Below are 12,317 nucleotides of genomic sequence, written 5' to 3' on the forward strand. Positions count from 1 at the left end.
TCGATCAATGACAGCGGCAAATTTGCCACTTGCCAACCTGGTAAGTTTGTATGACGATCACACTATAACATCGAACACGGGCGCTGCTCGACGGTTGCCGATCGGTGTTGGTGCGGACCGCGAGAACGCGGCCGTGCTGCGGTCCTGCAGGAGCACGCGGAGGATTGGAAATACCAAGGTAAGGGGAAAGAAATGGGTCACTTCACCAGCGGGCGGCGGCGTGCCGCCGGCAGCGCGTTCACGGCTTCGATTGCGCTGTCCGCGCTGACCGCTTCGGCGCCTGCCAGCGCGCAGGACGTCCCGGCCAACGCCGCCGCGACGCCCGAGGAATCGACCGGCGAGATCGTCGTCACCGGCACCCGCCGCGGCGACGCATCGGTCACTGATACCGCGCTCGCGATCACTGCCTTTTCGGGCGAAACGCTCGAGCGTAACCACGTCACGACGCTTTCCGATCTGCGCAATCTCGATCCTTCGGTGAACATCCAGAGCTTCGGCGCGGCGCAGACCAAGGTCGTGCTGCGCGGCATCGACTCCGATGTCGGCGCCACTTCGGCGCTCTATCTCAACGAAGCCGCGGTGCTGGGGGGCACCGGCGGCAACATCCTCGGCGACGGCAAGCCCGGCGTGCGCCTCCACGACATCGACCATGTCGAAGTGCTGAAAGGTCCCCAGGGCACTTTGTTCGGCACCAGTTCGATGAGCGGCACGCTGCGGGTCCTCACGCGCAAGCCCGAGCTGGAAACCTGGGGCGGCTCGGCTGAGCTCGGCCTGGCCGGCGTAGAGGGCGGCAATCCGTTCGGCGAGGCGAGCGCCACGCTCAACGTGCCCGTCGCGCCCACCGTCGCAGTGCGCGTCACCGGCTGGCTCGAGGCCGGCGGCGGCTTCATCGACCAGCAGGTCGGCAACCGCGCCACTTTTGAGAACAACAACGACCAATATGTCCGCGGCGTTCGCGGCGAGGCGCTGTGGCAGCCGAGCGTGGACTTCTCGCTGCGCGCGATGGCGCTCCACCAGGCGATCAATGTCGATGGCAATCAGGCCTTTCAGCAGGCTGCCGGCCCGTATCTCAACACCTCGCCGACGGTCGAATTCTACAAGGACAAATACAGCCTGTTCTCGCTGACCGGCGACTATGATCTCGGCTTCGCCTCGATCATCGCCAGCGGCAATTACAGCAAGCAGGACGTGCTCAACGCCAAGGATTCGACGCCCACCAACATCAGCTTCGGGGTCAACGCCCCGCTCAGCTTCGTCGCGCGGATCGATTTCGAGGATTATAACGGCGAGCTGCGCTTCTCGTCCAAGTTCGACGGGCCGTTCCAGATCGTCGCCGGCGCCTATTACGAGCACACCACCAGCGTCTACCAGACCAACGCGATCCAGGCGCCCAACTTCACCCCGGCTTGCCTGAGCTACGAAGAGTGCAAAGCGAATGGCCTGGCGAACGCCGGCCGCGGCAACAGCATCTACGAATTCGGCACCAGCACCGCGCGCACGATCGATCAATATGCGCTCTACGCACAGGGCGACCTCGAGATCGTCCCCGGCCTGACCGCCACGGTCGGCGGGCGCTATTTCCGCGCCGAGGTCCGCGACGTCGTCACGAACCTTCAGACGGTGTTCCCCGATTTCGTGTTCGGCGTGGTCACCACCCCGAGCATCACCGGCGACCGCAAGGGCACTAACACCAAGCCGAGCTACAACGCCGCGCTGCTTTGGGAAGCCACGCCCAATGTCAGCCTCTATGCGCGCGCCGCGTCGGGCTTCCGCATCGGCGGGGTGAACACCGCGACGTCGCTGGCGCAGCAGGCTGGGGTGAACTTCCCTGGCAACTATGCGCCGGACAGCCTGTGGAGCTACGAGGCGGGGGTGAAGGGCTATCTGTTCGATCGCGCGCTGTTCTTCGACCTTTCGGGTTATCGCGTCGACTGGACCAACCAGCAGCTCTCGGCGAGCGCGGCGGGTGCATTCGGCTACACGATCAACGCCGGCAAGACGGTGACCAAGGGCATCGAGTTCAACACCCGGCTCAACCTGCCCTCGGGCTTCAGCTTCACCGGCAACGTCACCTATGTCGACGCCAAGCTCGCCGAGGACCTGCCCGCCGACGTCGTCGCCGCCGGCACCTTCGGCGAGGAGGGCGATCGCGTGCCGCTGTCGCCGCGCTGGTCGGCCGCGGCGAGCGCGAACTACGATGTCGCGCTCAGCGATCGGCTCACCGGCTTCGTCTCGGGCAACGTCACCTATCATGGCGACAGCTACAGCAGCTTCAGCCGCGCCACCGCGTTCGACACCTACCTGCCCGAATATACGATGTTCGGCGCCAAGATCGGCATGCGCACCCAAAACGGCGTCGAGTTCACGCTATATGGCGACAATCTCGGCAACGAGGCGCCCTATCTCGGTGTGGTGCCCTCGCAGGACGGCGTCCGGGTTTTCACCGCGCGGCCGCGCACCTATGGCCTGCGGGTCCGGTCGAGCTTCTAGCTTTCGTCCATCGCCACGCGCGGCCGGCTCCACTCGGGGCCGGCCGCGTCCTTTTCCGGGATAGCCCATGCGTCGTATCCTCGCCGTCTTCGAACCCTTCGTCCTCGCGCTGCTCGGCACCGTGGTGCTCGCGAGCGTGCTGCCGGTGCGCGGCACCGCAGTGCCGTTGTTCGAAGCAATCACCACGGCGGGGATCGTGCTGCTGTTCTTCCTCCACGGCGCCAAGCTCTCCCGCGAGGCGATCCTGGACGGCGCGCGCAACTGGCGGCTGCACGTGACCGTGCTCGCCACCAGCTTCGTGCTGTTTCCGCTGCTCGGGCTGGGACTGGTGTCGCTGCCCTTGCCGATGCTCGACGGCCCCATGGCGGCGGGGCTGCTGTTCCTCACGCTGCTGCCCTCGACCGTCCAGTCGTCGATCGCCTTCACTGCGATCGCGCGCGGCAACGTCGCCGCGGCGGTGTGCAGCGCCTCCTTCTCCAACCTGATCGGCATCTTCACGACGCCGGCGCTGGTTGCGCTGCTGATGACCTTGCCTGGCGGATCGGCGGGTGTTTCGCTCGGATCGATCGAGACGATCGCGCTGCAATTGCTGCTGCCCTTCCTGCTCGGCCATGCGCTGCGCCCGTGGATCGGCGGGTTCGTATCGCGCCGCAAGAAGCTGGTGACGATGGTCGATCGCGGCTCGATCCTGCTCGTCGTCTATGCCGCGTTCAGCGCGGCGGTGGTCGAGGGGCTGTGGCAGCGCGTCTCGGGCGAGACGCTCGCATTGCTGCTCGTGCTGTGTTGCGCGTTGCTGGGGTTGATCCTGGCGCTCACCTGGGCACTCGGCCGGCTGTTCGGTTTCCGCCGCGAGGACGCGATCGTGCTGCTGTTCTGCGGCTCGAAGAAAAGCCTCGCCTCGGGGGTGCCGATGGCCGGCGTACTGTTTCCCGCGGCGCAGGTCGGCGCGGTGATCCTGCCGCTGATGCTATTCCACCAGATCCAGCTGATCGCCTGTGCGGTGATCGCGCGGCGCTATGCCCAGGACGAGACCGCGGATTGAGCGATGGCGTCGGGGCATCCGGGCCCTGAACGGACGGCATGGGATCCGCCCACGCGAATCCTTCCCATGCCGCGCGATGCCCGTTCCAACCCGCACTCGGGCACTCAGCCGGATCGCCCTTCCTTGGCATATTCCCGCCGGATCGCCTGGAGCAGGTGCGCCCGCCCGATCGGGCGGCCGCCGTCCGCCAGCGACGCCAGCGCGGCGAATCGGATCGCGTTGACGATCGCGCCGCCGGTCAGCCCATGCTCGCGCGAGAGTGCGTCCAGATCGACGTCGTCGGCGAGCTGCGCCATCGCGGGCAGGGCCTTGCGCCACAGCTCGCGGCGTTCCTCGGCGCGCGGCAGAGGAAAATGGATGATCGATTCGAACCGCCGCGCGAAAGCCTCGTCGATATTGTCGCGATAATTGGAGGCAAGGATCGCGATCCCGTCGAAAGTCTCGATGCGCTGGAGCAGGAACGCGACTTCCTGATTGGCATAGCGATCATGCGCATCCTTGGATTCGCCGCGCTTGCCGAACAATGCATCGGCCTCGTCGAAGAACAACAGCCATCCGCGCGACTGCGCCTGGTCGAACACCCGCGCGAGGTTCTTCTCGGTCTCACCGATATATTTCGAGATCACCAGCGACAGGTCGATCTTGTAGACCGGGCGGCCGGTGGAGACGCCGAGCAGCGCTGCCGTCATCGTCTTGCCGGTGCCGGGCGGGCCGTAGAACAGGCTGCGATAGCCCGGCCGAAGCAGGCGTTGCATGCCCCATTCGTGCATCAGCGTGGTGCCGTGCTCGATCCAGGCGGCGATTTCGCCGATCTGCGCGCGCGTGCCGGGGTGCAGCACGAGATCGGACCAGTCGAGTGCGGTTTCGATCCGCTGCGCAGGAAAGTTCGTGCCGATCGCAGGCCCCGTGGCGTCGACCAGCGCCATCCGCGCCAGCGTGTCGCGGCCCAGCCGCAACGCGCTGCGCATCGGTTCCTCGCCGGGCGCGGTGTGCAGGATGTCGGCGCGGGCGAGCATGCCCTCCTCGGCAAGCAGATCGATGACGGCCAGCCGCGTGTCGAGGCTGTCGCCGCCCAGCAGGAAGGCAAGCGTCTCGCCGGTCGGCGTGAAGTCGCCGTCGGTCCCCGCGCGGACGCCGCCGAACTCGGTGAAACGCCGGTCGAAGGTGCTGTTGCGCGTGTGGAAAAGGTCCAGCAGCCGAGGGCGCAACGCCTGGACCAGCACGAGGACCAGCGCGGTGCGTGCGAGCAGGTCGTCGCGGATATGCTCGTGCAGGAACTGCGCATAGGCGCTGTCCGACGCGCCTAGGTCGGGCGGCGGCGGCATCGCCGCCGGGGGGGTGCCCTCGAGCTGGAAATAGAGTTGAAAGCGCGCGTCGAGAAGCCGCGCGAACCAATCGAACTCGCGTTCGAGATCGCGCGTGCTCGCCTGCCGGGCCGCCATGCTCACCATTCCACGCGTATCCCCTCGAGCTGCCAGGGCAATTGCAGCCACGCTATAGACCAGGGAAGGCGCTCGAGCAGCACGTCCCAGCCATGCCGCTCGACGCGGAGCAGCCAGCTACCATGTTCGACAGTCAGCAGGCCTGGTCGGTTGAGCCAGGCGCTGCGAAAGCCCTCGACGCTCAATTGACCGAGCATCGGCAACTCGGCCAGCGCCGCGGCGAGCAGCGCATCGGCGGCGGCGGCTTCGGCGTCGTCCAGCGCGAGGGGGGCGTGCAGCGTGTCGATCGGCATCCCGGCGAGCAGCTTCGCCAAGGCAAGCCGCGTTTCCGGCGGATCGCGTTCGGCGCTCGCGAGATAGTCGATCAGCGTCACGGCGCGGTGCCGGGCCGCGGGAGTTACGAAACGATGCTCGGCATCGACCAGGCCGGCCGCGGCGAAATAGTCGGGCAGGAAGGGGCCGAGCAGGATGATCCCCGCGGCTTCGATGAAGAGGCTGTCGTGCTCGGCCGGCTGCTTGCCCGCGATCCGCTGGTCGATGTCGGCGTGGGACGGTGGCGTGTCCCGAGGCGACATGGCCTGGGCATCGGCTGGTTCGGAGGCTTGGGGCTGCTGTCCCGCTTCGGGAGTGTCCGATGCCGGCGCAAAGGCGGGGGCCGCACTCGGTTTGCTGTCATTGGCCCTCCGGGTCGCTGCCGCGGGGACGGCAGGAGAGGACAATAGTGTCGCGTGCATGTCGCCGGCGGACGACTCGGCTGGCGGTTCGTTGCTCGCGGCGCTCGGACGTGCGTCGGAAATGCGCGCGCGACCTGGCTCCGACGACCCATGTACCGCGTGATCGGGCAGCGCGATGGCCGTCTCCGCGCCATCGATCGCGTCGATGGGATCGGCTTCCGCAAGGAAAGGTAGGGGCGCGGAGGGATCGATGGTCGGCCTGGGCTGGCCGTCCAGCCCCGGCCCCGTATCCGGCAAGGCATTGTCGGGCAGCGGTTCCGCCTGTGGCGGGGGAACTGCCCGTGCAGGCCGGTAAAGGCGGTCGCCGGACCGGGCCGGCGTGACCGGCGGCGCGGTCTCGGCATCGGCGCGGGGCAGCCGCGCCCGGTCGAGCAGCTCAGCAAAGGCCAGACGGATACGCACCTCGTCCGCCAGGGCATCGACGTTCGCGATCGGCGTCACCTGCACCGCGGTGACGGCGATAAGCGCGCTCCACACATGCGTCGCCGCGGCGACCGGATCCTCGTTTCGCGCTTCTGCGGTCAATGCGATGGCGAGGCGTTCGAAATCGTCGGCCGAAAGCCCCGACAGGCGCGCAGCGAGGCGCGGTAGCGGCGCCGAAGGCAGGGCCTGGACCAGGCGCGTGGTGGCATCGCCCGTGCGGAGCAGATGCCGCAGCGCGACGACCGCGGGCATCTCCGTAACCGGCTCGGCACCGAGGAGCGTTTCGACTGCTTCGGTGATCGCCGCCGCATGATCGTCCGCCCACCAGGGAAGGACCCCGCTTCGCAGGAAGAAGGCGATCAGCTCGACCGCATCCTCGGCCGGGGCGATCGCATCGACGCGCGCGAGCTGCGCGGGCAACGCCTCGGCCAAAGCGGCATCGAGATTGGCGAGCAGGCTCTCTTCGAACGCGGCGGAGTCGCAGGGGGGGAGCGTCAGCACCAGGCGATCGATGCGCCGGTGCGCGCCGTCGTCGGCGGCATCGAAGCGGCGTGCAAGCGCTTCGGACAGCCTTGGCCCCAGCGCCGCCGTCCGGTCGGCAAGCGACTGGGCAGTGATGGGGTCGCGGGCGACGATCTCGACGAGCTGGCGGCCGATGCGATGCCGGGCCACGCTCAGCTGCCGGGCGGCGGCACGGCGACGCGACGCTCGACCGAAGTGCCCGCATCCGCCGCGTCGAGCAGCAGCAGCTCGACCACCGCTCCGGTCCGCAGCGCGCCGGTCGTCAGCACGAGCGGCTTGCCGGTGCCGGGCACCGGATCGCCGGCGGCGACGCCATCGACGAGGAGCTGATGTCGGACGGTGGCGGGTGCATCGGCGATCGTCACCTTCGCCTTCTGGTCTGCGAACTCGGCAGTGATCGTGGGCGGCGCGGCGATCACGACCTTCGCGGCGGCGAGTGGCTTGGTGAGCCCGGTCATCGCCCGGCGGGCGGTCACCGCGAGCTCGACCGGCAGCTTGCGCGCGTCGAGATCGAGCCGCGGGACCGGCGGGGGCGCGGCGCTGGTGGGATCGGCGGCGACGACGAAATCGACGCCGACCGTGAGCAGATCGATGCCTTTGTTGCGGCTCGGATCGCCGGCGGCGCGCTGGTGCAGATAGAGCTCGCCCAGCAGCTTGTTCGCGGCCGAGATCGCATAGAACACGCCCGCCTCCCCGGCGAGCGCGCGCAACTGGACGAGCTTGTCGCCGGCGATGCTCGCCTCGATCCTGAGGTTGGGGCTCGGCGAAGGCCGGACGAGCGCGACCGACGCCGAAGCCAGTATCACCGAGGATTCGAAGCTCGCGTCGCGGGTGCCATGCTGCTTGGTCGCCGCGACCACCGCGAAACTGTCGCCGGTGAGCGCCGGCATCGGCAGCGCGAGATCGGTGCCCGCGCCCTTTTTCGGCGTGCCCGCCGCCGTGAAGCCGGGGAGCGGCTCGAACAGCATGGGAAGCCGGGGCGGTCGCACGCGGACGGGGCCGCCATCGGTCGCGACGCTCAGCGACGCGGGATTGGGTGGCTCGGCGCGATCGAAGCTGGCGTCGGGGATCGGCGCGAGGTGGAGCGCATATTGCACGCCAGCCTGCGCGCCGCCGACGGTGAGGGTCGGCGTTCCCGCATAGTCGACGACGGGCGGCGCGACGGCGACCGGCCGGTTGCGATCGGCGCGTACATAGACCGGCAGCGGCACGGTGAGCAGCGATACCTGGGTCTCGCGCCGCCCTGGGAAGGTCTTGACCAGCCGGACGCGGACCACGCTGTCGTCGGTGAGCGGCTTGCTGCGCAGCGTGATCGGGCCGCCGGTGCCGCGCACATCTCCGCCTTCGGACAGCAGGATATCGGTGTCGAGCGCGGCGAGATCGGTGTCGGCGGCGCGGTCCTTGGGCGGCCGGTTGACGAGACGATAGGCGACCGCCTCCTGGCTGTGCGGCAGCTCGACGGTGATCGCCGCGGCGAAGTCGATCAGCGCCGGCACGCCGTCGAAGCCCGCGACCACCGCCGGTATCGAGCTGTCGAGCCCGATCGCGACCGGTGCGGTGCCGAGCAGCAGCGCGGTGCGGCCCGAGGTCCGCGCCGCCTCGACGGTGAAGGTAATCGGCTCGTAGATCTTGGGCATCGCGAGTTCGAGGGTGTCGCCCTCGCCGGTGGCGTTGACCGTCAGGCCAGAGGGCAGCGGCGCCCCGGCTTGGCCACGCAATCGATATTCGACGCCGGGCTCGGCATCCTCGACCGTGATCGTCGCGCCGCCGCCATAGGGCACGATCGGCGGCGCCGCCGTCACCGGGAGATCGCGCAGCGGCAGCGCCTCGCCGATGCCGAGCAGGTCGACCAGGCGGTTGCGTGCGCCGCGCATCCGGCGGTCGGCGGAGGTGCTCATGCCGCGCCTCCATCCAGCCCGAGCGCTTGCTGGCGCTGCGTGCACAAGGTGGTGCGCCATCGCGTATAGGCAGCGGCGAAGGCGTCGAATTCGGCCCCGCCGAACCAGCGGACGTGCAGCGTGAGATGGGCCGGCGTTTCGGCGCGGACGACGCGCGCGAGCGAGTCCGCGGCGGGCCGCAGCGCCTCGTCGACGACCAGGCTCAGCTGTAGCGAGAAGGGGTCGGGGCTGGCGGCGGCGGCGAGCAGCGCCTGCGCCTGGCCGTCATCCTCCGCGAACGGGCGCAGCAGGATATGCTCGACGAGCCGCAGCCGCGCGCCTTCGCCTTCGGACAGACCGAGCTTGAGCCGGATACGGTCGAGCAGCGGCGGCTCGTCGGCGGGGTCGAGCAGGTTCGATCCCGTGCCGCGCCCCGCGGAGAGCCGGGCAAAGTCCGAAAGGAAGCGCGCCCGGCTGTCGAGCACCCGGCGTCCCGCCGGCAGGGTCGGGCCCTGGAGGCCCGCGGGAGGCAGCGTGAGCGGGGCCTCTTCGCCATAGCGGGCGAGGAGATGCGCGAGCAGGCGATTGCGGCGCTCGAGGCCCGCGATGCTCGAAGGCGGCTCGACGAGCATCTGGAGCGCGTCGGCAGTGAAGCCGTCGGCATGTAGCGGCACTTCGCTTCCCGGCTCGGCAGGCGTGTGGATCGGCTCGGCGGGCTGCGCGAAATAGCTGGCGGTCTCGCCGCTGCCGAGCAGCGCCCCGACTCCGGCAAGCTGCGCGAAATGATTGGCGAGCAGGGCGTCGAGCAGCGCGAGATAGGCGCGCAGCTGGCTCACCTGCGCCAGGCGCGCGGACCCGGCTTCGGGCTCCAGCCCGCCGGGGGCGACGGCATAGAGCGCGGGAAGGTCGAAGCGCAGCGGCCGATAGGCGCCGACCCGGCGATCCCGGGCAGGTGGCGCGGGCGGATCGAGCGCCTTGGGCGGATCGAGCGCGTCGAGCGCGCGCTCGGCGAACAGCGCGGCCAGATCGTCGCGGCCGGACGAGTCGAGCGCAAAGCCGCCGCCCGAGGTCAGCACGATGCGCGATGCGCGTGGATCGAAGCGCGGAACGCGGTCCGAGGGTATCGGCAGCGACCAGCGGATCGGTCCGGGAAGATCGTCGCCATCGGCGCCCATGCGGACTTGCCGCACCGCGCGGACGCCGGGCACTCGATCGAGCGCCGCGATGATGTCCGAGCGCTGGAGTGCGGCGCGGCGCCTGGGGGCGGCATCCTCGTCGAGCCGGCGCCCGCCGGTGGCCGGGCCGTCATAGATCGCTTCGGTGGCCCAGCCGCGCGCGCGCAGCGCGGCCGCGTCCACCCAGGCCGGCCGGGGCGAGCAATAGTCGGCGAGCGCGGTGTAGATGTCGAGCAGCACGGCGTCGCCGCGCGCCGGATCGTCGATCTCCAGCTCGGCGGCGATGCCGACGGGAAGCGGCGCGAGCACGTCGACCGTGTCGAAATCCTCGCACAGGCCGCGATGGCGGTGGAGGATCTCGGCGACCGTGCGCGCGAGCTCGGGAGAGGCGATGTCCTCGCGCGACGACTTCTCGATCAGCACGCGATGGACCCCGGCGAGCAGCACCGGATCGCCGCGCTCGATCGGCTCGCGTGCGCGATCGAACTCGCCCGCGCCCGGCGTGTAGCGCAGGCGCAGGGTGGGATGCTCGGAAGGCTCGATCCACGCGTTGCGGACCCCGGCGACTTCGATCGCCACGCGGCGCAGGTCGGCCGGGGTGACCGCGTCGCCGACGAGCAACCGGTCCGGTCCCTCGGCGGGACCCGTCACCAGCTCGGCGATCGGGTGGCCGGCGCGATAGGCCAGGTCGGTCAGCGCATAGGCGAACGCCTCGAGCAGGGTGATGCCGGGGTCGTGGGCGTTGAAGTCGGTCCAGCGGCCGTCGCTCATCGCGCCGAGCACCGAGCGCCCTTCCGCAATCAGGCCGTCCCAGTCGAGCGCCGGGGAAGGCGGCTGCTTGCCGTCGATCGCGGCCGCCTGGATCATGGCGCGTCGGCTGCTTCGGAGGGCTGGTCGCGCTCCAGTTCCTCGGTCAGCACCTGGATCGCGCCCGAGATGCGCAACAGCGTCTCGCGCAGCACCCGGGTTTCCTCGTCGAGCTGGCCGAGCTTCTCGGTCCCCTTGCCGAACTCCTCCTTGAGTTCGGCCAGCCGCGCAGCGAGGCGCTCGCGCATCGCCTCCGGGATCATGCGGCCTGGCCCTCGATCGCGCCGAGCCGCTGCTCGAGCGTGGCGATCGTGCCCGCCTGATCGCGCACCACGCGCGTCAGTGCGGCGACGATGTGCGACAGGAAGATGCCGTCATGCGCGGCCGTGGTGACTTCGTCGGGGCAATTTTCGGCGATGAAGCCGAGGTGCGTCGTCGAAGGATCGTCCTTCCATCGAAATGAGACCGGGTCGAGCGCTTCGACGATCGCCTCGGCATCCTTCCCGGAAACCGGAGCGATGTCTTCTTTAAGCGCAGCGGAGGAAGCCTGGATGAGGCGCGGAATGTTGACTATTCCGTCGATCCGCGCCTGCGGCCAGTCGCCGGCGAAATTGAGAACGAGCGTCGCGTTGTCGTCGACGAGCGCGCGTCCCGGCGCCGCGCGCCGGCCGGGATGGCCGCCGATATAGAAGTCCGCGCAGCGAATATAGCTCGCAAACGCTACTGCTACGTCGAGCTTGTTGAGCGTGCCCACATACGCGATGTTGCCGCCGCCGGGATTGACCCAGCCGCCGGCACCGCCGACGTTGAGCGAATTCGGAGCGAGCAATCCGGGGGTGTGAACGCCCTCCGAAAACTTCAGATCCTGATTGAGGCGCAGCCAGTTGTCGCTGCCGCGAAGGGCATGCTTCCCGTTCAGCGCGATGTCGCCGAACACGTCGAGCTTGTTCGCGGGGGTCCGCGTGCCGATGCCGACGCTGCCGGCGGGCATCAGCGAGATATGATCGTCGGCATCGTTGGACGTGCCGATCTCGAGCGTCATCGACTCACCGCCGCGCGAGAAATAGCGCATCCAGGCAAGGTCCCCGCTGCCACCGGCGGGATCGGGCGGGAAGACGATGCCGCCGCCTTCCCCCGCGGAGGGCGTGAAGGTTCCGTTGACGCGGAGCGGCAGCGCCATCGTGATCCCGGTGTCGGCGACCACCAGCTTGTCGACATTGTTGAGCCGCAGCCGGATGATGCTGGGGGAGTTCAGCATCGTGGCCCCGGGCTCGACCCCCGAGCCCTGCAACAGCGCGTAATTGCCGGGCTGCCCCTGATCGAGCGTGTTGACCCCGACAAAGCCGTAGCGCGTGTTCGCCGGCCAGGGCCCGATCGACATGATCCCGGCCCGAATCCGGCCGTTGACTTCGAGCTTGTCCTTGGGCTCGACGGTGCCGATCCCGACATTGGCCGTCGCCGCGTCGATCGTCAGGCAGGCGTTGCCGGCGGCGTCGAGCACGCTCCAGCCGAGCCGAGCGGTGGCGGGATTGCCCGGGGTCGCGCGCGCCTTCAGCGCCACCGACCAGGCCGGATCGGCATCGGCGAAGGACAAATAGAAATTGGCCGCGCGCTTGAGACTGGTGTCGTCGCCGGCCGCCTCGATCGCGAGCGCGTCGCCCGCGTTCTTGTAGAGCCCGTCGTCGCGCTGGTTGATCCCGCTCTCGATCAGTTGCGCGAACTGCGCCTCGGTCGGGATCGCGTTCTTGGCGAAATAGGTCTTGAGCGCGCTGCGTGGACGCTTGTTTTCGTTCATCTGCATGTCT

At 69.1% G+C, this 12,317-nt stretch carries 8 protein-coding genes; 2 read left to right on the forward strand and 6 right to left on the reverse strand.

Translation table 11 applies throughout. The annotated features are described in order from the left end of the window. The first annotated feature begins 192 nt into the window (after positions 1-192). On the forward strand, positions 193-2,490 hold the full coding sequence (locus RZN05_RS00150) for a TonB-dependent receptor (protein WP_317224600.1): 2,298 nt from the start codon (positions 193-195) through the stop codon (positions 2,488-2,490). Between the two features lie 67 nt (positions 2,491-2,557). Next, positions 2,558-3,532 carry a bile acid:sodium symporter family protein gene (locus RZN05_RS00155; RefSeq protein WP_317224601.1) on the forward strand — a complete coding sequence of 325 codons (975 nt, stop codon included), beginning with the start codon at positions 2,558-2,560 and terminating at the stop codon, positions 3,530-3,532. Positions 3,533-3,636: 104 nt separating this feature from the next. Here RZN05_RS00155 and RZN05_RS00160 read toward each other — a convergent pair whose 3' ends face one another. The 6 genes from RZN05_RS00160 to RZN05_RS00185 are packed head-to-tail and all read right to left on the reverse strand — an operon-like array spanning position 3,637 to position 12,313. Beyond that, positions 3,637-4,974, reverse strand: coding sequence for an ATP-binding protein (locus RZN05_RS00160; protein WP_317224602.1), 1,338 nt, complete (start codon positions 4,972-4,974; stop codon positions 3,637-3,639). A 2-nt stretch (positions 4,975-4,976) separates the two neighbouring features. Beyond that, positions 4,977-6,803: a contractile injection system tape measure protein gene (locus RZN05_RS00165; RefSeq protein WP_317224603.1), complete on the reverse strand. Its 1,827-nt coding sequence runs from the start codon at positions 6,801-6,803 to the stop codon at positions 4,977-4,979. Positions 6,804-6,805: 2 nt separating this feature from the next. Further along, entirely contained in the window at positions 6,806-8,551 is a 1,746-nt protein-coding gene (locus RZN05_RS00170) for a hypothetical protein (protein ID WP_317224604.1), read from the reverse strand. After that, the gene (locus RZN05_RS00175; protein ID WP_317224605.1) at positions 8,548-10,572 is read right to left on the reverse strand and encodes a hypothetical protein; all 2,025 of its coding nucleotides are present in this window, start codon (positions 10,570-10,572) and stop codon (positions 8,548-8,550) included. The genes RZN05_RS00170 and RZN05_RS00175 overlap by 4 nt, the downstream gene beginning before the upstream one ends. Beyond that, a complete protein-coding gene (locus RZN05_RS00180) occupies positions 10,569-10,775 on the reverse strand; it encodes a hypothetical protein (protein ID WP_317224606.1) in 207 nt (68 codons plus the stop codon). The genes RZN05_RS00175 and RZN05_RS00180 overlap by 4 nt, the downstream gene beginning before the upstream one ends. After that, a complete protein-coding gene (locus RZN05_RS00185; RefSeq protein ID WP_317224607.1) occupies positions 10,772-12,313 on the reverse strand; it encodes a tail fiber domain-containing protein in 1,542 nt (513 codons plus the stop codon). Before RZN05_RS00185 ends, RZN05_RS00180 begins: the two co-directional genes overlap by 4 nt. Positions 12,314-12,317 lie beyond the last annotated feature (4 nt).

The sequence above is a fragment of the Sphingomonas sp. HF-S4 genome (genome assembly GCF_032911445.1).
Classification (GTDB): Bacteria; Pseudomonadota; Alphaproteobacteria; order Sphingomonadales; family Sphingomonadaceae; genus Sphingomonas; species Sphingomonas agrestis.